General features: G+C 59.1%; 15 protein-coding genes. 7 read left to right on the top strand and 8 right to left on the bottom strand.

The window, feature by feature from the left end; all coding sequences use genetic code 11:
- Positions 1-112: 112 nt before the first annotated feature.
- Entirely contained in the window at positions 113-1,264 is a 1,152-nt protein-coding gene (locus DESU86_RS08185) for an XdhC family protein (protein WP_179980603.1), read from the bottom strand.
- Positions 1,251-3,497, bottom strand: coding sequence for a type I DNA topoisomerase (gene topA, locus DESU86_RS08180; protein WP_179980602.1), 2,247 nt, complete (start codon positions 3,495-3,497; stop codon positions 1,251-1,253). Before topA ends, DESU86_RS08185 begins: the two co-directional genes overlap by 14 nt.
- Before the next feature lie 318 nt (positions 3,498-3,815).
- Here topA and DESU86_RS08175 point away from each other — a divergent pair, with 318 nt between their 5' ends.
- A complete protein-coding gene (locus DESU86_RS08175; RefSeq protein ID WP_179980601.1) occupies positions 3,816-4,526 on the top strand; it encodes a hypothetical protein in 711 nt (236 codons plus the stop codon).
- Between the two features lie 441 nt (positions 4,527-4,967).
- Positions 4,968-5,609 carry a complement resistance protein TraT gene (gene traT, locus DESU86_RS08170; RefSeq protein ID WP_179980600.1) on the top strand — a complete coding sequence of 214 codons (642 nt, stop codon included), beginning with the start codon at positions 4,968-4,970 and terminating at the stop codon, positions 5,607-5,609.
- 497 nt (positions 5,610-6,106) lie between these two features.
- Here traT and DESU86_RS08165 read toward each other — a convergent pair whose 3' ends face one another.
- Entirely contained in the window at positions 6,107-7,831 is a 1,725-nt protein-coding gene (locus tag DESU86_RS08165) for a methyl-accepting chemotaxis protein (protein ID WP_179980599.1), read from the bottom strand.
- Between the two features lie 916 nt (positions 7,832-8,747).
- Between DESU86_RS08165 and nifJ the strand changes: the two genes are divergently transcribed.
- From nifJ to DESU86_RS08145, 4 genes are all read left to right on the top strand, one after another.
- Positions 8,748-12,296 (top strand): pyruvate:ferredoxin (flavodoxin) oxidoreductase, encoded by a 3,549-nt coding sequence (nifJ, locus tag DESU86_RS08160; RefSeq protein ID WP_179980598.1) that lies wholly within the window; start codon positions 8,748-8,750, stop codon positions 12,294-12,296.
- A 161-nt stretch (positions 12,297-12,457) separates the two neighbouring features.
- The gene (gene pta / locus DESU86_RS08155; protein ID WP_179980597.1) at positions 12,458-14,569 is read left to right on the top strand and encodes a phosphate acetyltransferase; all 2,112 of its coding nucleotides are present in this window, start codon (positions 12,458-12,460) and stop codon (positions 14,567-14,569) included.
- A gap of 69 nt (positions 14,570-14,638) precedes the next feature.
- Positions 14,639-15,850 (top strand): acetate kinase, encoded by a 1,212-nt coding sequence (locus DESU86_RS08150; RefSeq protein WP_179980596.1) that lies wholly within the window; start codon positions 14,639-14,641, stop codon positions 15,848-15,850.
- Positions 15,851-16,344: 494 nt separating this feature from the next.
- Positions 16,345-17,505, top strand: coding sequence for a benzoate/H(+) symporter BenE family transporter (locus DESU86_RS08145; RefSeq protein ID WP_179980595.1), 1,161 nt, complete (start codon positions 16,345-16,347; stop codon positions 17,503-17,505).
- A gap of 196 nt (positions 17,506-17,701) precedes the next feature.
- On the opposite strand, the gene DESU86_RS08140 is transcribed toward DESU86_RS08145, so the two are convergent.
- The 4 genes from DESU86_RS08140 to DESU86_RS08125 form a co-directional block, all read right to left on the bottom strand.
- Complete coding sequence (locus DESU86_RS08140; protein WP_232088299.1) at positions 17,702-18,760, bottom strand: ABC transporter ATP-binding protein; 1,059 nt, start codon at positions 18,758-18,760, stop codon at positions 17,702-17,704.
- 2 nt (positions 18,761-18,762) lie between these two features.
- Positions 18,763-20,454: an ABC transporter permease gene (locus DESU86_RS08135; RefSeq protein ID WP_179980594.1), complete on the bottom strand. Its 1,692-nt coding sequence runs from the start codon at positions 20,452-20,454 to the stop codon at positions 18,763-18,765.
- A 120-nt stretch (positions 20,455-20,574) separates the two neighbouring features.
- Positions 20,575-21,630 carry an ABC transporter ATP-binding protein gene (locus DESU86_RS08130; RefSeq protein WP_179980593.1) on the bottom strand — a complete coding sequence of 352 codons (1,056 nt, stop codon included), beginning with the start codon at positions 21,628-21,630 and terminating at the stop codon, positions 20,575-20,577.
- Positions 21,631-21,769: 139 nt separating this feature from the next.
- Positions 21,770-22,759: an ABC transporter substrate-binding protein gene (locus DESU86_RS08125; protein ID WP_179980592.1), complete on the bottom strand. Its 990-nt coding sequence runs from the start codon at positions 22,757-22,759 to the stop codon at positions 21,770-21,772.
- Between the two features lie 443 nt (positions 22,760-23,202).
- Here DESU86_RS08125 and DESU86_RS08120 point away from each other — a divergent pair, with 443 nt between their 5' ends.
- Positions 23,203-23,352, top strand: a complete 150-nt coding sequence (locus DESU86_RS08120) for a hypothetical protein (RefSeq protein WP_179980591.1) — start codon at positions 23,203-23,205, stop codon at positions 23,350-23,352.
- 72 nt (positions 23,353-23,424) lie between these two features.
- Here DESU86_RS08120 and DESU86_RS08115 read toward each other — a convergent pair whose 3' ends face one another.
- Positions 23,425-25,326: an NFACT RNA binding domain-containing protein gene (locus DESU86_RS08115; RefSeq protein ID WP_179980590.1), complete on the bottom strand. Its 1,902-nt coding sequence runs from the start codon at positions 25,324-25,326 to the stop codon at positions 23,425-23,427.
- Positions 25,327-25,452: the final 126 nt, after the last annotated feature.

Below are 25,452 nucleotides of genomic sequence, written 5' to 3'. Positions count from 1 at the left end.
GCGCGCGCCTCTGCTCAAACCGCAAAGGTTTCAGCACGCCGCCCGCGCCCAGGCTTCAACCCGCAGGCGTTCCAGCCTGCCGGCCGAAGTGTTGCGGCGTACCGGTCACGCCCTATTCTTCAAACCGCAGGCGTTTCAGCGTCCCGGCCTGCACGGCCAACAGTTCGGCCACAATGGACACGGCTATCTGCTGTGGGGTTTCAGCTTCAATGGTCAGCCCTATGGGGCAGCACACAGCGGCAAGTTCAGAGTCGGGCACGCCCTGGCCTCGCAGGATGGCATAGATCTGGTCGCGCTTGGTTTTGCTGCCTATCATGCCGATATACTGGGCATGGCTGGTCAGGGCCTGAGTCAGGGTTTCGCGGTCAAATCCGTGCCCGCGCGTGATGACGGCCACATAATGGTGCCGCCCGATGCCGCAGGCTTCCACCAGATTTTCATAGTCTGGCAGCACATGGCAATGCCGCGCCATGGGGAAACGTTGCGGATTGGAAAACTCGGGCCTGTCATCCACCACGTCCACAATAAAGCCGCAGACATGGGCCAGACGCGCCACCTCAAGGGACACATGCCCCCCGCCGCAGAGGAGCAGCACCGGCGGCGCTGCCAGCGGTTCAACATAGATGCGGCACGCGTCCGACGTGACCAGGCCGGGCCTGCCCTTGCGCTGCGCCAGCAGGGCGCGCACCGGGGCTATGTCCAGGCTGGCGTCCAGCGGCAGGGCCGAATCCGTGGCAGGGCCAACGTTTTCGGGCAGGCAGTCGAGATACAGACGGCGCAGGGGCGGCTCGCGGTTCACGTCCACAACCCACACGCCCCCTACCCCGGCGCGCAGGGCCTGGGCGGCAAGCGCAAACAGGGGGGCCTTGTTTGGCGTCAGAACTTCGCACAGCACGTCCATGCCGCCGCCGCAGATCATGTCGCTGTCAGGGGTGAAGCCGCTCATGTCGCAGGAGACCTGGCTGGACGTGCCCATAAACAGGCTCTGGGCCGCAGCCTCCATGGCGCGGGCCTCCAGCAGGCCGCCGCCCACGGTGCCTTCGGGGCCGTTTTGCGTATACAGCGCGCGGGTGCCCGCGTCGCGCGGGGCCGAGCCTGTGCGGCTGATGACCGTCAGCAGTGTCACGCTTTCCCCAGCGGCAAGCAGTTGGGCCACGCGGGCCTCCAGAGTTTCCGGCCAGGGCGCGGCCATGCCGCCTGAAGGAGCGGAGGTCGCTGAAGACGCGGAAGCGCTCACCGTATCTGATGCATCAGCTTTGCTCATCTCCGTCCTCCTTGACGTAGCCGCACCCCTTGACCGGGCACATGATCTTGGTGCCGGCCCGGCCCTTTTTTTCAACAAGGTATGGCGAGTTACAGCGCGGGCAGGGGCCTGGCACGGGCCTGTCCCACAAGGCGAAATCACACTGGGGATACTGGTCGCACGAGTAAAACAGCTTTCCGCGCTTGGTGCTTTTTTCCACCAGCTGGCCTTTCTGGCAGCGCGGGCAGGGCACGCCCGTGGACAGCGGGGCCGCATACTTGCATTCGGGGTAGCCGGTACAGGCGATAAAACTGCTGCCCGTGCGGGATTTTTTGATGACAAGATCGCGCCCGCACTGGGGGCACTGCCCCACTTTTTCATACTGCGGTTTTTCGGCGGCCACGGCCTCGACCCGGCCATCTTCGTTACGGGAAAAATTGCTGGTGTAGCTGCAGCCGGGATAGCCGGAACAGGCAAGAAAAGCTCCTGCCTTGCCGAATTTGATCATCAGCGGCTTGCCGCATTCCGGACAGGGCAGATCAGCGGGGATGCCGCCCTTGACGCTCTGCATGTTTTTGGCGGCCGCCGCCAGCGTGGGATTAAAATCATCGGAAAAGGCGCGCAAAAGATCCACCCAGTGGGCCTTGCCCTCGGCCACCTTGTCGAGGCCCTCTTCCATCTGGGCGGTAAAGCCCACATCCATGAGCCTGCCAAAGTGTTCGGTCAATTGACTGCAGACCACCCGGCCAAGATCCGTGGGCACAAAGTGCCTTTCCACCAGGCTGACGTACTCTCTGTCCTGAAGGGTGGAAATGATGGCCGCGTAGGTGGAGGGTCGCCCGATGCCCCGTTCTTCCAGCTCGCGCACAAGGCTTGCTTCGCTGTAACGCGGCGGGGGCTGGGTGAACTTCTGCTCCTTGTCCAGCTTGTCCAGCTTGAGCGTCTGCCCGGCCTCAAGAGGGGGCAGTTCGGCGTCGGCGTCTTCTCCGGCGCGCGGCAGGGCCGCCAGAAAACCGGGGAAAAGCATGCGCTCGCCCTTGGCGCGCCACTGGCTGTGGGCGCAGGCAATGGTGGCTGTGGTGTCGTGAAAGCGCGCCCCGGCCATCTGCGAAGCCACAAACCGCGACCAGATGAGCCGGTACAGATTGTACTGATCCGGCGGCAAATGCTGCTTCACCTCGTCGGGAGTGATGGTCACGTCCACGGGGCGGACGGCTTCGTGGGCGTCCTGGGCGCTGCCCTTGGCCTTGTACACGCGGGCGCGCTTGGGCAGATAGTCCTTGCCGAAGTGCGCGGCGATAAAATCCTTGGCCGCGTCGCGCGCTTCGTCGGCGATGCGCGTCGAGTCCGTACGCATATAGGTAATGAGGGCCGTCAGGCCACGGTCGCCAAGCTCCACGCCTTCATAGAGGCGCTGGGCGATATTCATGGTGCGCTTGGCCGTGTAGGAAAGCCTCTGGTTGGCCGCCTGCTGCAAGGTGGAGGTTATGAAGGGCGGCTGCGGCGCGCGCTCGCGCTCCTTCTGTTCCACGCTCTCAACCACAAAGGGCTGACCCTTGAGGGCGTCTTCCAGCGCCTGCGCCTCTTCGGCGTTGGCGATGACCGCTTTTTTGCCCTTGATCTTGGCGAGATCGGCCTTGAAGGGCGGCGGCGTGTCGCCCGAAAGCAGCACCTTGAACAGCCAGTATTCCTCCGGCTTGAACACCTCGCGCTCTTCCTCGCGTTCGGCGATGAGGCGCAGCGCCACCGACTGCACCCGCCCGGCGGATATGCCCCGCTTGATGGTCTTCCACAGCAGGGGAGAAATCTTGTAGCCCACCAGCCTGTCCAGAATGCGCCTGGCCTGCTGGGCGTCAAAAAGGTCTTCATTGAGGTCGCGCGGGTGCGCTAACGCTTCTTTGACGGCCTTGGCTGTAATTTCGTTGAACTGGATGCGCTTGATGTCCTTGGCCTTGTCGCGGATGAGCTCGGCCACATGCCACGCAATGGCCTCGCCCTCGCGGTCGGGGTCAGGGGCAAGGTAAACAGTGTCGGCCTTGGCGGCGGCGGCGCGCAGTTCGCTGACCACATTTTTTTTGTTGTCTATGACTTCATACTGGGGCGCGAAGTTGTCCTCTTCGTTTACTCCGAGGGCCTTGGCGGGCAAATCGCGTACATGGCCCACACTGGCCTGCACCATGTATGACGGCCCTAGAAACTTTTTGATGGTCTTAACTTTGGCCGGAGATTCCACTATTATCAACTGTTTGCCCATGCTGTCCTCGACTGCTTTCCGGCTGCGCCGGTAGTGTCTGACGCGCCTTTTATGTAACGGCAAGATACGATAAAACCCACAGGCGTCAAGTGCGCATCATCGGAACAGTGCTGACCGGCCTGTTCCCGCGCCCCGGCTGCGGCCCGGCCGCGTGCAGAGCGCAAAGCGTGACCGGCGCCGCCGCACGGCAGTAAAAACTTTTACTTATTGGGGAGATGCCACATACCTGCCATTCGTATGACAAACATACGCCCAACTGGACAGGCATGTGCAACTTGCGGTAATCTTGTAGAAGATTTCAGCCAAAATGAGGGCTATATGCATATAAGTCCAATACTCTACCGCCTCACGGCGGCACTGTGTCTTACCATGCTGTTCATGGCGGCGGGCTGTGCCTCCCACCAGAACAGCGGCAATACCGAAGACTCGGGTTTTCCGCCCGGCTCGCCTGCTGACCCGCGCGCCAGCCAGGCCCAGGCCAGCCCCGATCCTCTGCCCACAATCAAGGCCAAACCGGGGCAAAGCGTCTTTGTGGACGTGAGCGGCGGCAGCGCCAGTTTCAATGCCGACCTTCAATCCATGCTCACGGCCTACCTTCAGAGCGAGCGTGAGCTTGTGCCCGCCGAGACGGCCAAGGAGGCTGACCTGAACCTGCGCGTGGTGGTGGAAGACGTGACCCCGCTGGGCTCCCGCAGCACACCCGCCAGCCCGGGACGAACCCTGGGCCACGCAGGCACGGGGGCCATGCTTGGCGCGCTTGTGGGCGGCTCCGCAGGCGGGGGGCGCGGCGCGGCCTGGGGCGTGGGCGGCGGCCTGCTGCTGGGCCTTGGAGTCAGCATGCTTGACGGCGGCACAAGCAATATGTGGGGCATGCGCGCCCAGGTGGGCGTGGGCAAAAAGGGCAAGCAGCCGGACGCCATGCATACGGTGGCTGTGAGCGCCGAGGGTGAAAATATGGGGCGCGACGCCATCCTCCCTGCCCTGGAAGACAAGCTGAGCAACGAAATCGTCAAGGCTGTGAAGCCCTGACAAGATAGTAACGACATGACAGGCCAGCCTGTCGGAATGCCGCAACCGGCGCGCCACTATTTTGCGCACGCCGATACCGGCCACCCCCCTGCCGGACGAAGAACACTCCGAAATATTCACGCTGCCGTAGGGTAAAACCCGCGCGTTGCAGCCCTGAAAAACCAATGGCGAAAGTACGGACATTCCGAAAATTGCCCAACCCCTAACACAGCGAGACATCTTTGCCCACGGGCACAGGATCTTTCGTCATAAAACATACCGTACTTCATGGATTTGCAGCAGACCCGCCCAACGGATGTCGGCCTGGCCACAAAGAAATGTCGTTGCGGACGTGTTCACAGGCCCAAAAAATGCATGTTTGGGGACATGCATGGCGAAGGCCCCACGCTTTCGCCTTCAATACCAGCCGCGTTTGTGGCGGCAAGGATCGAGGTTTTCTTTATGACTCTGAAAAAAATGAGTTTTATTGCGCTGCTGCTTTGCGTGAGCCTTGTGCCGCTTGCAGCCTGCGTGCGTCAGGCCGCTGACCCGGACAAACTGGAAGTGCTGCGTTCCGGCAAGCTGGAAGAAGCACTGGACGATGATACAATTGCGGACACTGTCTACGTAAACGTGCGCGACAACACCGACCGCGTTTTCGGGCTGCGCGCCCAGGCAGAATCCTGGCTGCAACGCAGCGGATTCACCATTGTGGGCAATCCCAGCGAGGCCGGAAACATCGTGCAGATCACGGTGCTGTCCGCCGGAAACACGGACCCCGCCCACCTGCGGCAGACTGTAGCCGCAGGCTACGACACGCCATCCACCCTCAAGGGCACTGGAGCCACAACGGTAATGGCCGACGTATTGCTGGTGCAGCGGCGCGTTCCCAGCGCGCAGAGGGAAAGCAAGGCCAAGCTCAAGAACATATCCAGCCGCAACGCCCTTTCCAACAGCCAGATGCGCATAGCCCTGCTGTTGCCGGGACAGATACGCATGGACGCCGGAGCGCCTACCCTGTTTACGGAAACGCTGGCCCGTGAAATCGGAACCGCCATTCACGCCACCAGCAAGGCCGCTGGAGCCGCAAAACCGCAACAATAGAGCCGGTTGCGAATGAAATGGCAACTTGAAATACTTTGTGGGGGAGGGACCCTTTTGCAAAAAGGTCTCCTCCCCCACGCCCCCACCCCCTAAAACCTTTATTGCTGTACACGCGGGGGCAGGGGACGCGTCTTCCAGAGTTGCATCAGCGCCCGGCAGCGCAAAACGGCAAGGCGCGACCACCGCGCCCGACAGCGCAAACAAGCGCAGCTTCATCCATTGCTCCGAAGGGCTGAAGGATGAAGCTGCGCTTACGTCTTTTTGGCGGCCGTCCGCTCACGCTGCCGCCGGATCAATTTCAAGCGGCAGCCGGATGGCGACAGCATCGCTAGTGAAATTGCTCCAAGGAAGCACTGAGCAAAGAACCTTCTGGAAACGCGCCGTTATTTTGTTTGGCAAGGCGCTATCTTTTTTTGAAGCAGGTGGGGACCCTTCCGTCCTCGACTGTTTCAAGAAAAGTCACGCAACGCCGCCAAACGGAATAACGGCGCGCTTCCCTAATTCCGGTTTTTCAACCTGTCGATAAGCTCCCGCAACTCGGTGGCCATCTTGGCTACGGCCCGCACCTGGTGGTCGGCTTCGCCCATGGACGTGCGGGTGGCCTCGGCAATGTCCTGCACGTTCTTCATGCCCTGCGTCACATGCGCCACAGTGTCGTTCTGCTGCTGCGCGGCCACGGCCATGCCTGCGGCGCTGTCCACATTGGAGGCGGCCAGATCCAGAATCTGCGTAAGCGCCTCACCCGACTGCTGCGCAAGGTCATTGGACTCGTGCACGGCCTCGCTGGTCTGCCCCATAAAGGCCACGCTGGCATGGATGGATTCCTGAATGCCGGTGATCTTGGCCCCCACGGCCTGCGTGGCGGCAACCGTTTTTTCCGCCAGCTTCCGCACTTCATCAGCAACAACCGAAAAGCCCCGCCCGGCCTCACCCGCACGGGCCGCCTCAATGGCGGCGTTCAGCGCCAGCAGGTTGGTCTGGTCGGCAATGTCGGTAATAACGCTCATGATGCCGGTAATGCCCTGAGCCATCTCGCCCAGTTCGGTTATCTGCCCGTTCTGTTTGGACGCGAGGTCGTTGACCCGACTGATGGCCTGGGCGCAACGGGTCACCACATCCACGCCGCTTCCGGCATACTCCTTTGAACTGCGCGCTCCGTGGGCCGAATGCTCCGCATTGACGGCAATTTCAGTGGCCGCCGCGGCAAGCTGCTCCAGATCGTCAAGGCTGCCGCGCATGAGGTTGTGCTGGTCTTCGCTGCCCTTGTAGACAGTCTCCACCCGATCGGCCAGGATGATGGAATGCTCGGCCAGGTCCCCGGCAATGGTGTCGGCCTGAGCGGCTATGGTGTTCATATTTTCCAGCAGGGCGGCAATGCGGGTCTCTTTTTCCTCCGCATCCTTGAGGGAGCTCTGGGCATGGTCGGCACTGGCCTGAGCCTCTTCAGACTTTTTCTGGTTTTCGGTCAGCTTGAGCTTCAGACTGTCCAGCAAGGAGCCCAGCGCGCTCGACAGCGCGCCTATTTCATCCCTGCGCGGCAGGCGCAGATCCACGTCCATATTGCCCGCCACCACCTCGGCGGACTTGTCCACAAGCCCGCGCAAAGGATTGCGGATGGAGCGCGTAATGGCCACGCCGGAAATCACCATACAACCCAGCACGGCCAGCAGCAGGACGGCAACCACGTATCTTTCACGGGCCATGATATGCTTGTAGCTTTCCTTGTCCTCATCGGCGGCGTGCAGCATCATGGTGCGCAACTGCGCGAGCGTCTCCACGACCGCCGCCGATTTGCCCAGTGTAATGGTATTGAAATACTGCCGGGCCCTTTCAAGGTCACCTTCCTGCACCATGCGCTCAATTTCTGCGGCGCTCTTGTGCAGATCCAGGTGGGCGGCTTCCATCTGCTTGAAATAGGTGGACGTGCTCGGCAAAATGGCCTCCACCTCTTCCCGCCCGCCATTGTAAAACCACTGGCCGAAAAGGCATTTATGGCCGTCTTTCTGCACATTGAGCTTGCCGTCCGCAGGCGGCATGGCCACAAAATTGCCGACCCGCTCCTTCCAGTGCAGATGATCGGCCTCGCGCATGGCGAAAACCAGGGCATTGCCCTGCTTTTGCAGCGCGCTGTCGGCCATGGTCATGACTTCATTGGAGGCATTCCATGCAACCACGGCAAAGCAGATTATGCCCACCAGGCTGATGCCAAAGCCAAAACACAATTTTTTTCCTATTGAAAGGTTTTTCCAAAACATGGTGCCTCTCTATATAGTAACTATGTATAATCATGGGCAATCAATTCAACTTTGCACACATTGCCAAAAATCTGGACAGCACTATGCTGTCTCCCGAAATTCCGGACGCAAAAGTCGTATGGCAAGTTTGAAATCACCGCAGTGAACCTGCCTTCAGCCCTATCACAAAGCGCATCAGTTATTATTTGTACTTTGTGAAATGATACCTAATGGGAGGACTTTTGGTTGTCAAGCTCTCAAACTCCCGGATCTCGGCTAATTGCGCGCTTCGCGGGACTCGCGGGCGCTCCGTCATGCGATGCGGCCAAAGCCCGAATGGCAGAATAACCCCACTATTTTTGGGTATTACTCCTTGTATCGGCAGCAGTCGTAAAATGATGAGAGCGGGGGGCTGCAAAGGGCAAAAATTTATGTTACGGTTCAATGACAAACCAGACGGACGGCTTCGTCGGGCCTTCACCCTGCCGGACGTGCCAACGGCGGCGGCATTTTTTTGATTTTTTTTCGTCAAAAAAAAGGGCCTGGCTGCCAGGATTACGGGATATACCGGGAATATCAGACAAAAAATCCCTCCAGAGGAACCCAAAAAAAATTTCCCTGACACCCTATTTAACTGTTCAAACAACCAACTCTGTGGTATGGACACATTGCAACGACAACTGTGCCTTTTTCGCCGCTTTCTTGACGTCCATAATCTTTTATGGACGACCATGATTTGATGCGATAAATTTGAACAAACGCGTGATTTCAGAAACCCCCGAATGTTCCCAAAGCAAATCTCACCCCGCACAGGTCTATGCATTGCGGGCTTTACCCCGGGCCGCACCGGCCACGCAGAAATTGGAAAAAATATTGCGCGCCCCAGGGCGCCAAGGAGGAACAGATGGCTCATATGAAAACCATGGATGGCAATAACGCGACAACGCATATTGCCTACGCTCTGTCGGAAACGGCGGCGATCTATCCCATCACGCCCTCGTCCGTCATGGGCGAAGTCATGGACCAGATGGCCGCCAAGGGCATGAAGAACCTCTTCGGCCAGAAAGTGATCGTCCGTGAAATGCAGTCCGAAGCAGGGGCCGCCGGCGCTGTGCACGGCATGCTTTCCGCTGGCGCGCTGACCTCTACCTACACGGCTTCTCAGGGCCTGCTGCTCATGATCCCCAACATGTACAAACTCGCCGGCGAACTGCTCCCCGGCGTTTTTCACGTGTCGGCCCGCGCCCTGGCCTCCCACGCCCTGTCCATCTTTGGCGACCATCAGGACGTCATGGCCGCCCGTCAGACGGGCTTCTGCTTTCTCGCCTCCGCTTCCGTGCAGGAATGTATGGACCTGGCTCTGGTGGCCCACCTGTCGGCCATCGACTCGAGCCTGCCCTTCTGCCACTTCTTTGACGGCTTCCGCACCTCGCACGAAGTGCAGAAGATTGAAACCATCGACTACGAAGACATCCGTAGCCTGGTGAACTGGGACAAGGTGGCCGAGTTCCGCTCCACAGCCATGAACCCCGAGCACCCCCACATTCGCGGCACTGCCCAGAACCCCGACATTTACTTCCAGAACCGTGAAGCTGCCAACCTCTTCTACGACGCCGTGCCCGGCATCGTCATTGAAAACATGAAGAAGGTTGAATCCATCACGGGCCGCAAATACCGCCTGTTCGACTACGTGGGCCACCCCGAAGCCGACCGCATCATCGTCTCCATGGGCTCGTCCTGTGAAGTGGCGGAAGAAACGGTCAACTACCTGAACAACCAGGGCCAGCGCGTCGGTCTTGTGAAGGTGCGCCTGTTCCGTCCCTTCTCCACCGAGCACTTGCTGCGCGCCCTGCCCGCCACCACCGCCTGCATCACCGTGCTTGACCGCACCAAGGAAAGCGGCGCTTTGGGCGATCCCCTGTACCAGGACATCTGCACCGCCTTCCTCGAAAAGGGCGAAGCCCCCACCATCGTGGGCGGCCGCTACGGCCTGGGTTCCAAGGACTTCACCCCCGGCATGGCCAAGGCCGTGTATGACAACATGCTGGCCCTGCAGCCCAAAAATCACTTCACCGTGGGCATCACCGACGACGTCACCAATCTCTCCCTTGACGTGGACGAGGAAATCGACACCGTGCCCGCCGGTACCGTGCAGTGCAAGTTCTTCGGCCTCGGCGCCGACGGCACCGTGGGCGCCAACAAGCAGGCCATCAAGATCATCGGCGACAACACCGACCTCTACGCCCAGGCCTACTTTGCCTATGACTCCAAGAAGTCCGGCGGCTTCACCGTGTCGCATTTGCGCTTCGGCTCCGCCCCCATCACGTCGTCCTACCTCATCACCAAGGCCGACTACGTTGCCTGTCACAAGGCGGCCTATGTGACCCAGTACGACATTCTTGAAGGCATCAAGGAAGGCGGCACCTTTGTGCTGAACTCCAACTGGTCGCTGGCTGACCTCGAAAAGCACCTGCCCGCCGAAATGAAGCGCACCATCGCCCGCAAGAAGCTCAAGTTCTACAACGTGGACGCCGTGAAGGTCGCCCAGGAAGTGGGCCTTGGCGGCCGCATCAACATGATCATGCAGACCGCCTTCTTCAAGCTGGCCAACGTGCTCGACTTCGAAAAGGCCGTGGCCCTGCTTAAGGAATCCATCAAGAAAACCTACGGCAGCAAGGGCGACAAGATCGTCAACATGAACATCGCCGCCGTGGACAAGGGCATGGACGCCCTGGAAGAAATCAAGTACCCCGCCAGCTGGGCCACCGCCACCGAAGGCGCTGAAGTATGCCACTGCAACGACGATGACTACATCCGCGGCGTTGTGCGTCCCATTCTTGCCCAGCAGGGCGACAAGCTGCCCGTGTCCGCCATGGACCCGGCCGGTTTCATGCCCCTCGGCACCGCCGCCTGCGAAAAGCGCGGCGTGGCCATTGCCATTCCCGAATGGCAGGTCGAAAACTGCATCCAGTGCTGCCAGTGTTCCTTTGTGTGCCCCCACGCGGCCATCCGCCCCGTGCTTGCCACCCCTGAAGAACTGGAAGGCGCCCCGGCCAGCTTTGCGACCAAGGACGCCATGGGCAAGGAACTCAAGGGCATGCAGTTCCGCATTCAGGTCTATCCTGAAGACTGCCTGGGCTGCGGCTCCTGCGCCGACGTGTGCCCCGCCAAAAACAAGGCCCTGGTCATGAAGCCGCTGGAAACCCAGATGGACGACCAGAAGGTCAACCTCGAGTTTGCCGAAACCCACGTGACCCTCAAGGACAAACTGCTGGCTCGCGACACCGTCAAGGGTTCGCAGCTGCAGCAGCCCCTGCACGAGTTCTCCGGCGCGTGCGCCGGTTGCGGCGAAACCCCCTATGTCAAGGTGCTCACCCAGCTCTTCGGCGAACGCATGATCGTCGCCAACGCCACGGGCTGCTCCTCCATCTGGGGTGCTTCTTCGCCCACCACGCCTTACTGCACCAACAAGGAAGGCTTTGGCCCGGCCTGGGGCAACTCCCTGTTTGAAGACGCCGCCGAATACGGCTGCGGCATGGGCCTTGCCTACGAACAGCGCCGCAACCTGCTGGCCATGAAGATTGAAGAAGCCCTGAAGGAAGAAGGCATCAGCCCCGAACTCAAGGAAGCCATGGAAGGCTGGCTGGCCAACAAGGACGACGCCGAAGGCTCCCGCAAGTACGGCGACATGGTCATTGCCAACCTTGATTCCTTCGAAAGCCACCTTGCCCACGAGATCTGGCACATGGACGACCTCTTCACCAAGAAGAGCGTGTGGGTCTTCGGCGGCGACGGCTGGGGCTATGACATCGGTTACGGCGGCCTGGACCACGTGCTGGCCACCGGCGACGACATCAACGTCCTGCTGATGGATACCGAAGTGTACTCCAACACCGGCGGTCAGTCCTCCAAGGCCACCCCGCTTGGCGCTGTGGCGCAGTTCGCCGCCGCCGGCAAGCGCACCGGCAAAAAGGACCTTGGCCGCATGGCCATGACCTATGGCTATGTGTACGTGGCTTCCATCTCTATGGGCGCGGACAAGCAGCAGACCCTCAAGGCCTTCCGCGAAGCAGAAGCCTACAAGGGCCCCTCGCTCATCATCGCTTACGCTCCCTGCATCAACCAGGGCCTGCGCAAGGGCATGGGCAAGAGCCAGGAAGAAGCCAAGATGGCCGTGCAGACCGGCTACTGGCCCCTGTACCGCTACAACCCCGAACTGGCCAAGGAAAAGAAAAATCCCTTCCAGCTCGACTGCAAGGCCCCCAGCGCGGACATCCAGGAATTCCTGGGCGGCGAAACCCGCTTTGCCTCGCTGGAAAAGACCGATCCGGAAGCTTCAAAGGCCCTGCGCGCGGATCTGGCTGCCGCCTACGCCGAACGCTACGCCATGCTGAAGCAGCTGGCTGATCTGCCCTACCCCGACGCCAGCGAAATCGCCAGCGAAAGCAAGTAGGGATCTGACGAATGACTACCGCGTCCGCCACCAGGCTCCGCTATGGATTCCAGGCAGCGGACGCGGTCATGACATAGAACAATAGGCCGGGGCGCAGGTTATGGCCTGCGCCCCTTTTCGCGTCATCCTGCCAGCCTGCCCGGCACAATCAGGGGAAGCATATGTATAACGGACTCTATATCACAGCCACCGGGCCCATGACGGGCAAGAGCGCCATTGCCCTGGGAGCCATGCAGCTGCTCAGCCGCAGCATGCGCAACGTGGCGTTCTTCCGCCCCATCATCAATGAACCGGTATGGGACGATCGTGACCCGGACATCCATCTGATGCTAGAGTACTTCAAACTCAAGATGGATTATGCCGACACCTTCGCCTACACCCAGCGTGAAGCGCGCCAGATCATCAACCAGGGTTCGCGCAACCTGCTCATCGAGAACATTATCCAGAAGTATAAAAAACTGCTGGAAACTTTTGATTTTGTTCTTTGCGTGGGAACGGACTTTCTGGCCAAGGACCCGGTTTTCGAGTTCGACCTCAATGCCGAAATAGCCGCCAACCTGGGCACGCCCGTCATGCTTGTGACCAGCGGGCAAAAAGCCACGGCAGAAGACATCCGCGAGTCTCTCCAGATCACCATGGACAGCCTTGCGCCTTTTTCACTGGATGTGGTGGCCACCATCATCAACCGCCGCAACCTCACCCAGACCGAGCTTGACGAACTGCGCGGCCATTTCAGCACTGACGAGCGCAAGGCCCTCATCTACGCCGTGCCCAACGAGCCCACCATCGGCCAGCCCACCATGGGCGACGTGAGAAAGGGCCTGGACGCTGAAGTGCTGTTTGGCGAAAACCGCCTGGACGCTCTGGTGGACGACTACCTCATCGCGGCCATGCACGTGAACAACGTGCTGCCCTACATCGCCAAGGATCAGCTTATCGTGACCCCCGGCGACCGCGCCGACGTGCTGCTTGCCGCCATTGCCTCGCGCCTCACCTCCTCCACGCCGGACATCGCGGGCGTGCTGCTCACCGGCGGCATCCGCCCGGCCGAGGAAGTCTGCAAATTTATTGAAGGCTGGACGGCCTCACCCCTGCCCATTCTGCTGACCAAGGGCCACACCTACAATACCATGCTGGCTCTGCAGGAGCTTATCGCTCCCATCGAGCCCGGCAATGTGCGCAAGATCAACACCGTGCTGGGCCTCTTTGAGCAGCACGTCAATGGCAAGGAAATCGCCAGCCGCATTGTGAGCAAACGCAGCGCGCGCATCACCCCGATGATGTTCGAGTTCGAACTTATCGAACGCGCCAAGGCCAACAGGATGCGCATCGTCCTGGCCGAAGGCACTGAAGAACGCATCCTCCAAGCCACCGACATCCTGCTGCGCCGCGACGTGGCCCACATCACCCTGCTGGGCGATGTGGACGAAATACGCGCCAGGGCCAAAATTCTTGGTCTGGACATCGACAAGGCCACCCTTATCGATCCCGTCAAATCCGAAAAGTTTGAAGAATACGTCAACACCTACTACGAACTGCGCAAGAAAAAGGGCATCACGCCCGAACAGGCCCGCGACACCATGGCGGACGCCACCTATTACGCCACCATGATGGTCAAGCTCGACGATGCCGACGGCATGGTGTCCGGCGCGATCAACACCACGGCCCACACCATCCGCCCGGCCTTCGAGTTTGTGAAGACCAAGCCCAACTTCTCCGTTGTGTCCTCGGTCTTTCTCATGTGCCTCAAGGACCGCGTGCTGGTCTTTGGCGACTGCGCCGTCAACCCCAATCCCACGGCGCAGCAACTGGCTGAAATCGCCATTGCTTCGGCCCACACGGCTGCGGTTTTCGGCATAGAGCCCCGCGTGGCCATGCTTTCGTACTCCACCGGCACGTCCGGCAAGGGCGCGGATGTGGACATAGTGGTGGAAGCCACCCGCATCGCCAAGGAAATAGCCCCCGAGCTCGCGCTGGAAGGGCCCCTGCAGTACGACGCCGCCATCGATCCCAGCGTGGCCAAGACCAAGATGCCCGACAGCAAGGTGGCCGGCAAGGCGACCGTTTTCATCTTCCCGGATCTCAACACGGGCAACAATACCTACAAGGCCGTACAGCGCGCGGCTGGCGCGGTGGCCATCGGCCCCGTGCTTCAGGGCCTCAACAAGCCTGTGAATGACCTGTCGCGCGGTTGCACCGTGCCCGACATTGTAAATACTGTGGCCATAACGGCTGTTCAGGCCGCCGCCGAAAAAAAGGCGACGGGCCAGTAGCCGCCAACCGTGTTACTGCCGGGGGTGGGCCGTCCGCCCCTGGCGCTGCCAACAAGAAAAGGAAGACACATGAAAATTCTGGTCATCAACGCGGGCTCCTCGTCCTGCAAGTACCAACTGCTGGAAATGGATACCCACGCCGTCCTCTGCTCCGGTCTTGCCGAACGCATCGGACAGGACGAAGGCCGCCTGACCCACAAGATCGCCCCTGACACGGACAAGGAAGAAAAGATTGTCCGCACGGCGCATTTTCCCACCCACGTGCAGGCCATGGAACTGGTCATCTCCCTCCTTACCGACGCTGAAAAAGGCGTTATCAAGGACAAGAGCGAGATCGCCGGCATCGGCCACCGTGTGCTGCACGGCGGCGAAGCCGTCAGCGACCCCGTGCTTGTGGACGAGCGCGTGAAAGAAATCGTGCGCGAATGCGCGGTGCTTGGCCCCCTGCACAACCCCGCCAACCTCATGGGCATCGAAGTCGCTGAAAAGCTCTTTCCCGGCGTGCCCAATGTGGGCGTGTTCGACACCGAGTTCGGCATGGGCATGCCCAAGGAAGCCTTCATGTACGCTCTGCCCTACGAGCTGTATGAAGACCTGCGCATCCGCCGCTACGGCTTCCACGGCACGTCGCACAAGTATATCGCTGGCGCGACGGCCAAGTATCTTGGCAAGCCCCTCAATGAACTGCGCTCCATCACCATGCATCTTGGCAACGGTTCGTCCATGAGCTGCGTGAAAAACGGCAAGTGCTTCGACACCAGCATGGGTCTTACCCCTCTGGAAGGCCTCATCATGGGCACGCGCTGCGGCAGCATTGACCCTGCCATTGTGCCTTTTGTGATGGAAAAGAAAGGCCTTACCTCCGAGCAGATGGACACGCTCATGAACAAGAAGTCCGGCCTGCTGGGCCTGTGCGGCTTCACCGACATGCGCGACGTGCACGCCGAAGTGGACAAGGGCAACGAGCGCGCCGCCCTGGCCCTGCACATGCTGACGCGCAGCATCAAGAAGATCCTTGGTTCCTACTACTTCCTGCTCGACGGCAAGGTGGACGCCCTGGTCTTTACCGCCGGCATCGGCGAAAATGACAACATCGTGCGCGCCGACGTGTGCGCCGGTCTCGAACACATGGGCATCAAGATCGACGCCAAGGAAAACAACACCCGCAAACCCGGCGCGCGCACCATCTCCACGCCGGACAGCGCCGTGCCCGTGCTCATCATCCCCACCAACGAAGAACTGCAAATCGCCATGGCCACTGTGGAAGTGCTGGAAAAATAATTTCCACGCCGCCGCAGCGTCCCGCTGTGCCGGAGCAGACATCTGAAGCGCTCCGGTCGCCATATATTGAAGGCCGCCCTGAAAAGGGCGGCCTTTTTTTGCCGGATACGCCGCCAGGGGCGGGCCGCGCCGCATCTGTCCAACATGGAGCGGTTCACTCCCCGATACCGCGCAGAAGGCAACGACGCGCGGCGCATGTGCCTCTTCTGATACTATAATAAAAGTTTTAGGGGGTGGGGGCGTGGGGGAGGAGACCCTTTTTCAAAAGGGTCCCTCCCCCACAAAGCATGCTCCACATGCATCCTCCCACATGCATCCCCTCCACAAGCATTCCCTCCACAAGCATTCCCACTCCCCCGCAAAGTATTCCTGAAAAAATATCTGCCATCAGGCTTTCTGGACAGCGCCCCCACAAGCGCATATTTACAGACCCGATTTACACACCCAAAATGCGCTCACCATGCAGGCATCAGCCCGCGCCGGGAGAACCAGAGATGAGACGATCATACAGGGACTTTTCCACCACTGCTGCCGTGGCGGGCATGCTGGCGGTTATCGTGTCCTACGCGGGTTCGGCTGTGCTTATTTTTCAGGCGGCCAGGCTAGCGGGGCTTTCCGACGAACTGACCACATCATGGATATGGGCTGTGTCCATCGGCAGCGGCCTTTCAGGTCTGCTGCTCAGCTGGAGGATGCGCATACCCGTCATCACGGCCTGGTCAACCCCGGGCGCGGCCCTGCTCATCACCATGCTGCCGGGCGTGCCCTTTGCGCAGGCCGTGGGCGCGTACATCGCCAGCGCCGTCATCATCACCGTCATCGGCCTGACAGGCTCCCTGGACGTCATCATGCGGCGCATACCCATTGCCGTCAGTTCGGGCATGTTCGCCGGAATCCTGTTCAGCTTCGGGGCAAAGGTCTTCACGTCGGTTGCGGCGTCGCCGCTGCTTGGCCTGTCCATGCTGCTCTGTTTCATGCTGTTCCGCAGAGTATGCCCCCGATATGCCATTGCCGCAGTTCTGGTGTGCGGCACAATCGTCGCCGCCCTGACAGGAATGCTGCACGTGGACACTGTGCACTTTGCCCTGGCAAAGCCCGTGTTCACCGCGCCGGAGTGGTCAGTTGCCGTCATCGTCAGCATAGGGCTGCCGCTGGCCCTGGTAACGCTGACAGGCCAGTATATATCGGGCATGGCCGTGCTGCATGCCTCGGGTTATCCGGTGGTTTCCAACGGCATCATGACCGTGACGGGCATCACGTCCCTGCTGCTGGCACCCTTTGGCTCCCACGCCATCAACCTTTCGTCCCTCACCGCCGCCATCTGCACGGGGAAAGAGTCGCACGAAGACCCCGCGCGCCGCTATATTGCGGGCATGGTCTGCGGCGGCCTCTACATACTTGTGGGCTTGTCCGGCACGGCGCTGACGTCGCTTTTCGCGGCGCTGCCCGCCGTGTTCATCGCCGTTCTGGCTGGCCTTGCCCTCATGAGCGCGTTTGCAACGGGGCTTTACGGCGTCTTCAAGGACAGCGACAACATGGACGCGGGAATCATCGCCTTTCTGGCGACAGCGTCCGGCATGGAATTTCTTGGCCTGGGCGCACCCTTCTGGGGCCTGGCCTTCGGCGCCCTCGCCTATGTTGTCCTGAAAAAATAAAGGCCGCGTAGTGCGGCCTTGAACAGGTTCACAAACAACCTGTGGTGATTCAGAGTCTGCCAGAATGTGTCAGCTAAATTTGTCTGACAGGATTTGCCTGGCCGCGTCTCCATTTTGGCTCTTCTATTGCCAAAACGGTTCTTTTGCCAGACAGGCTCTTTTGCCCGGTTTTTTCCATCCCGACGGACAAATCAGGCTATTTTTCCAAAGGGAACCACAGCGGGTTAAGAAAGCGTAGATGGCAGGTCTCGCCCTCTTGCGGCCCGCTGGCGTAACGCCCCTTCTGCACGCGCACTTCCTGATCGCCGACCACAATCTGATAGTCGATGACTTCCCCCAAAAAGGTGCGCCGAATCACTGTTCCGGGAATCCCGCCGTGGTCTGTAAAGTCTATTTCATTGGGGCGGCTGGCCACTGTACCCTGTCCTGCACGTATGATTTCACTCGACGGCGCGTGCCCTTCAGCAAAGGGAACAGCTATGCCGTCCAAGACCATGGCGTTTTCAGTCACATTCATGTTGGTGAAATTTGAAAGACCAATAAAGCTGAACACAAAGCGGTTTGCCGGTTTTGTGTACACTTCAAGTGGCGAGGCTATCTGCTGTACCACACCATTTTTCATAATCAGGATACGGTCTGAAAGGGCCATGGCTTCCGACTGGTCATGCGTCACATACATGATGGAGAAGCCGTAAATTTTTTGCAGCTCCTTTATCTCAAAGCGCATCTCTTCGCGCAGGTGGGGGTCAAGACTCGAAAGGGGCTCGTCCAGCAGCATGACCGAAGGATTGATGGCCAAAGCCCGCGCTAGGGCAACACGCTGCTTGCCGCCGCCAGAAAGATCCGCAGGGCTTTTGGAGGCAACATCAAGCAGGCTTGTGTGCTCCAGGGCCTGCGTGGTTCGCTTGGCAATTTCGTGCGAACTGATCTTCTTGATGCGCAAGGGAAAGGCCACGTTTTCAAAGACACTCATATGTGGCCACACGGCAAATGCCTGAAAAACCATCCCGAAATTACGTTTTTCGGGCGGGAGATAATATTTCTTCTTGCTCGAGGACAACAGCACGTCATTGACGCTGATCTCACCCTCATCAAGGTCTTCAAAGCCCGCGACCATGCGCAATGTGGTTGTTTTTCCGCAGCCCGAAGGCCCAAGCATAGAAAAGCATTCTCCATCGCCAATCTTGAAATTGAGAGATGAAACAGCTTTAACCTTGCCAAAATACTTGGTTACGTTTGTAAGAGTTACTGACATGATCAGGCCTGCTTGGTTTTGGCAAAGTGGTTGATAATCGTTTGCCCGGTCACTATCAAAATCAGGGCGATGCCAGCCAGCGCCGCGGAAGTGACGGTTTCGCCATCTTCGTTGAGCGTGTAGATGGCCACGCCTATGGTTCTGCTGGTTGTGCCGTACAGCATGACGGAAACCGTCAGTTCACGCAGCGCTGGCAGAAAGATAAGAAAGAACGCAGCCACCATGCCGGGACGAACCAGAGGAAGCACAATATCACGCAATGCCTGCCACATGGATGCCCCGCAAGCCCGCGCCGCCTCTACCAGAGAATCGTGCACCTGCTCCAGGGCTGCGGAGTTTGCCTTGAGCGAGAAGGCCATATATCTGGCGATGTAGGCGATGAGGATAATCCAGATCGTGTTGTAAAGGTTGATGCCAAAACGCCCGCTCCAGGCCAGGATAACGCCAAGCGCGATAACCGAGCCAGGCACCGAAAACGGCAGCATCCCGAGGAATTCCAGAATCCCCTTGCCCCGCACCTTCATCTTGACGATGACATAAGAAATCATCACGCCAGAAAACATGGTTATGGTTGCCGCGCCAAGGCCAAGGCCGATACTGTTTTTGATGGCCTGCTGGGTCTGGTCCCATTCAAAAAGAACGTACTTGTAGTTATCCAGCGACAGATTCTCCCATGTAATGGGGATTCCGTAGGTTTTGAGCCCGCCAACCAGAAAGATGGTCACTGTGGGCAGCACGATGGTCAGCCCGATATAGAGCAGGCAAAAAACAAACAGCGGCGTGCGCAGGCCCCGCAGCTTAAGCTCCATGGGGCGAAAACTCTTGCCTGCAATGATCTGGTATTTGCCTGAGCCAAGAATTTTCCGCTGCAACCAGATAATGAGCGCCGCCGTGACGACAAGAACCGATGCCAGCACCGTCCCTGTGCGGATGGAATCAAAGCTGCCCGCGCTCTGGTGAATGCGCTCATAGATCAGCGTCGGGATATTGTAGATGCCCACTTCAATCCCAAGAACAGCCACCGTGCCAAAATGCGCCATGGAATACAGCATGATCAGCAATGCGCCGGAAAGGATGCTGGGCATCACCAGGGGCAGCGTTATTTTGCGGGTAATGGTAAAGAGCCCGGCCCCGGAAATCCGTGCGGATTCTTCCAGCGTGGGGTCCATGCGTTCCAGTGCGCCACAGACCTGAATAAAGACAAAGGGGAAAAGATACATTGTTTCAATGGCGATAATGCCGCCAAAAGAAAAGATATTGAACAAGGCATCTTCTGCACCGGTGACGTCCCGCCACAAGCGGTTGATGTAGCCAGCGCGGGGCGAAAGCAGCATCTTCCAGGCAAGAGCGCCGATAAATGAGGGCAGCATAAAGGGCACAAGAAACATGCCCTTCATAAAGCCTTTATAGGGAATGTCCGTTCGCGTTACGAGCCATGCGAAAAAGGTGCCCACAGCCGTGGCGCACAGGGTCACGCCACTGGCGATGAACAGCGAGTTCAGCAAGGCCTGATAGGTTTCGCCTTCGCTCAGTGTTTTGACCAGGTCAGCAAGGTTGAACTGGCCATCAACAAAAAAGGCGTTAAAAAAGATGAGTGCTACCGGCACCACAACCACGATCAGGAGGATGGCAATGGACAAAAGCAGAATGATTTCCGCCACGCCGAATGTGCGCTGTTGTTTGACTGCTTGCATAGTTTTATCCGATTTGATGCGCAGCATGCCCGAAAAGTTTACGCCGTAACCACCGGAGATTGTAACCAGGCAGGGCTGACGCCTTTACATTGGGATACGTGGAAAGCAAAGTCAGAAGTGCTACTTGAACCAATGGAAATTCCGCAGGGTAAAAACGCACTCCTCACCCTCTTTGAGCAACAAATCATTGGCCAGGGCTTGATGCGTATCCACTGCCGTGCGCACGTGCTGGCCATCCACCTCAAGCTGATAGTCCGTGATGGCTCCAAGAAAACTGGCTCGATGTACGGTAGCCTTGATGCCCTCGCCACTGCGGCGCAACACAACGTCAGACGGCCGAAAGCCTATACGGCCCTGGCCGGCATGGTCGGCCCCCGAAGGCATCGTAAAACCGTACCCCTGAAAGCGCACCACGCCGTTTGCCGCCTGAACGTGCAAAAAATTGCTCATGCCAAGAAAGGAGAACACAAAGTCATCGGCCGGTTCGGAAAAAAGCTGCGTCGGCGTTCCTATTTGCCGGATGACGCCGTGTTCATCCATAACAGCCATCCGGTCTGAAATGGCGAGGGCAATCTCCTGATCGTGCGTGACATAAAGGATGGTAACGCCAAGGTTTTTTTGCAGTCGCTTGATTTCAAAGCGCATTTCTTCGCGCAGATTCGCATCAAGGTTGTTGAGCGGCTCATCCAGAAGCAGCAGGGTCGGTTCCGCCACCAGGGCGCGCGCCAAAGCCACCCGCTGCTGCTGACCACCGGACAGTTGCGAGGGCAGGCGGTCTTCCATGCCGGAAAGATTGACGTCATCAATGCTCTTTTGCACCAGCCTGGCAGCTTCTGCCGGGGGACGTTTTGCAATCTTGAGGGGATACCCGACATTCTGGCGTACCGTCATGTGCGGCCACACGGCATAGTCCTGAAAAACAACCCCAAGACTGCGCCGCTCCGGAGGCAAAGAATCGCCCGTGCCGGCATCGGCGACAACGTCGGAACCGATGGACATGCTGCCCTGATCAAGCGACTCGAATCCGGCGATAATGCGCAAAAGCACCGTTTTGCCGCACCCGGAAGGGCCAATGAGAGTAAAGCACTCCCCATCCTTCACGGTGAGCGAAAGGTTTTGCAAGACCGCATGTTCGCCATATGATTTGGCAATATTATCAAGAACTATTTCTGCCATACTGATCCCTGCTTGTGTCCACACTTTGAAAAAAGCTGAACCCCATCACTTTTTGAAGAAAAACAGGCCTGCGCCGCGCCGACGTTGTTTTACAACGCCGACGCGGCCTATACAGCTCCTGCAGTTTGCGGTGTTGGCGCTATTTGGACATCATTATATCGGTGAATTTTTTAATGCTGGCTTCTTTTTCAGTCAGCACCTTCTGGTAGTCAATCTTGATGCCACGCGCAAAGGCTTCTTCACTGGTGGGAAGGTTATATTCCTTGGGCGGGGTGATGCCCTTGCGCACGGGCAATGTGCCCTGCTCCGCCAAAATCTTCTGCCCTTCCTCGGAGAGAAGATAGTCCACAAACTTCTTGGCGGCCTCAAAGTTGGGCGTGCCCTTGAAGATGGCCACGGGGCTGGGAATTACCAGCATTTCAGGGGGGTACGCCAGGGCAAGGCTTGCCCCTTTTTTGATTTTATCATTGACGATGTAATCGACGCCTATGCAGGCAAGAAGGTCGCCAGAAGCGGTATCGTCCACAACCTGGCCGGAACCCTTGCCTATCCGGCCGCCATTTTTGCTGATTTTTTCAATATACTCCCAGCCGAACTTGTCCACGAGCAGTTGAATGCTCATGTAGGCTGTGCCGGACAGGGCGGGATTGGCAATGCCAAAAGCCTTTTTGTATTCGGGCTTGATGACGTCGCTCCACTGTGTGGGGGCCTGTTTCACATAGCGGGTATTGTAGGCGATACCGAGGGTTCCAAGCCTGACGGCCGTAAAGGTGCCGTCGTAATCGGAAAAGGGATTGATGAGGAATTTCAGTTCGGGGGATTCGTATTTTTCAAGAATCCCTTCGGCGCGCATGTTAAAAAAGTCCGGCACTTCGCTTGTCCAGATAACGTCGGCCATAATCTTGCCGGACTGACGCTCAGTGGCCACCTTGGCCATAAGTTTGCCAGCGCCCGCTGACTGATAGTCCATGGCGATGTCAGGGTGCTTTTTTGTGAATCCTTCCTTGAGGGCCCCAATGATGGATTCCTTCATTGAAGTATAGACAATGAGTTTTTCAGCCGCCATTGCTGAAAATGCCGAAGCAACCAGCATGGTTACCGCAAGAAGAAGGATGCTGCATTTTTTCATCAGATATTCACTCCTGTTGAGGATGTGCAAAAATGTTATCTCTAGGCCAATGTTTTCATTTCATTTTTTAGAATATCACGGTGGCAAACACCGGCGCAACTGCTCTTCAGGCTGATCATATGACAAGTGAATGGCGTAATCCTTGTGGATTCTCACAGAAGCATATTTAACGACTTAACCAGCTGATTATATTGAATAGAAATGATGTTGGAAGGAGTTCATCGAAAAGACGCGTATCAAAAGGCATTACTTATCGGTTCACGTTATTAACTAGCTAAAACAAAAAAGTAAGTTCTTCAAGTGCCAAAAAATGCCTTTGCAGCTCGCAATAAAGCAGCAGCAACGCCAATGCCAGGAGGAAATTTTATATGGAATAAACAGGGATAGCTTCAATTCGTTCTCAAAGGTCGTCCTTGAAAAAAACGGGGGGAAGCGCCACGCTGATGGAAGTGGAGCGTTGCCATCAAGCGCGCAACCTGGCTCTGCATCTTGCCGCCAATGCTGGCAATATCTTTGAGGAGTACCCTGCCATGGGCTTTTCACCGAAAATACGCTGTACCGATAATACCCAGCGCGTGACGCCGGAGCGTTGAAGCCAATTTGACGCCAGCAGGCCTGATGCCAGCAGGGCAGGAGATATAACGCTCACGCTGCTGCCGCCCGCTCTACTCCGGCAGCAGTTTTTCCTCCAGGGTGGCGTCCACAGGCACTTCGCGCGAGGCCAGCACCTTGTCTATGCGCACGGTGCCCGCCAGGGCATTGCGCATGGGCTTGACGTGACGCACCTCGGCGTACTGGATGCGGGCGCGGGCCGCATCCTTTTGCCAGCTTTTGCTGGCCGCCAGGGATCCGGCCTCGTCCAGCGTGCTGACAGGCACGTCCTGACCGCCGTGGGTGCGCCGTATGATGACGTGCGAGCCCGGCCCGTTTTCGGCATGCAGCCAGATATCGTGGGGGGCAGCCAGTTTGCGGGCCGCAAGATTGCCCTTGGCGTCACGCCCGCGCAACAGGGCAAAGCCGTCCGAGCTGATGAAAAGCTGCACATTCTTGGGCAAAGCCGTGGGCATGCCCGCAGCTGCGCCAGCGAGGGGTCCGGCCCCGCCCGCCTTGCCGCTGCCTGCCTTGCCAGAGGTTGTTTGGCCAGAGATTGCCTGGCCCGAAAGGGTCTGGCCGCCACCTGTCTGGGTACTGCCTGCGCCAAGTAGGCTGTCGCGCCGGGCGCGGGCTATGGCCGCCATTTCCTGCTCCAGCGCCCCGCGTCGCTGCACCAGATGCTCCAGACCGCGCCAGCCGCGACGGGCCGTATGAAAAAGCCGCGCCATTTCCTCGCGCACGTTGCGCCGTGGGTCCAGACGTATTTCGCGAGCAGGGCCGTGCGCGCCCGCAGCCACCGTAACGCTGAGCGCCCGGTATTCCGCAGGCCATTGCCACAGGTTTTCCTGAAGCGCCAGCGCGTCGGCCTGCGCTTCGGTCATGCCCGTGAGGCGGCGCTCTTCTTCACGCAACTTGTCCAGCAGCTTTGCGAGCTTGCGCCCGCGCCTGTCCAGCGGCAGGGCCGCCTCCCTTGCCTGCTCGCCAGCGAGCCGCGCCAGCACCATGTCCTGCCCGGCTTTTTCCGTGAGGCCCAACACATCCGCGCCGCACTCTTCACGCAGTACAAGGCCGGACGCCCGTTCATCATCTGTCAGCAGGGCCGCGCGCTGCTGCGGCGGCAAGGGCCATGCGCTGACGGCCCGAATGGAATGGATGGCCCGTATGGAGCTAGAGGCGCGGCCAGCGAAAAGTCCGGAACTGGCGGGAGCCGCCGCATCCACGGCAGGGGCCATGCCCGAAAACTGGGCGTCGGGGAACTGCCCGCCCGGAAGCTGCCAGCCCGGAAACTGCCCACCCGTGAACTGGCCGTCTGCGCCATCCACCGAAATCTCTGCCGCTTCCGGCAGTGCCGGACCGTAACAGAACACGTCGCCGCCGCCAGCCCGCAAGTCTTCCACCAGGGCCCATTGCTCAGGCTCTTCCAGGCAGGTCAGGGTGCGCCGCAGGGCCGGAGTGAGTACGGACCACGCGCGCCAGTCCTGCAGGGCCTGGGCCAAAGTGTCCGGCCCGGGCCAGTCGGGGGCTTCCTCTTCCGGCGCTTCGTCTTCGGACAAAAAATGCAGGGACGGCCCTTCCCGCAGATCCAGCAAAAGCCAGGCGAGCCGCGACGCTTCAGCGGCAGAACCTTTGCCGCCCGAATCCGCCATCAGCGCGCTGTCGCCTCCGGCCAGCAGCAGCCAGAGCTGCCGATCGCAAAACCTGACCACACAGGACGCTATGCGCCGACCGGACGCGTATTTTCTCAGGCGCATGATCTGGGCCGAAGGCGCTTTGCCCGCTGTGATGCGGCTGGCGCTCAAAAAGCAGAAAGGCTCCTTGCGGGCGTACCGCAGGCACAGCTGGCGCTTGCGACCGCCGCCATACCAGGTGAGCGCCAGTAGCCCCGGAGCCGGTTCCTGCAATTTTTCAATCCGCGCCCCGGTAAGCTGGGGCGTCAGGTCTTCACAAAGGCGGCGAAAAAGATGTGCGTCCATAGGTATGAAAAAACCCGCCTGAGGGCGGGAAAGCTTATGCCTTCAGTGCTGAAGACCAATTTGCGCGCATCCCGTGTCGCCGGGGCGCGGTGCAAGAGCGGGGCGTCAAGAACAGCGCAGTGCCCC

It is taken from the genome of Desulfovibrio sp. 86, from assembly GCF_902702915.1.
In the GTDB taxonomy this organism is placed as follows: domain Bacteria; phylum Desulfobacterota; class Desulfovibrionia; order Desulfovibrionales; family Desulfovibrionaceae; genus Desulfovibrio.
The sequence above is the reverse complement of the archived record's forward strand: the minus strand, read 5'-3'. Positions and strand labels throughout refer to the sequence as shown.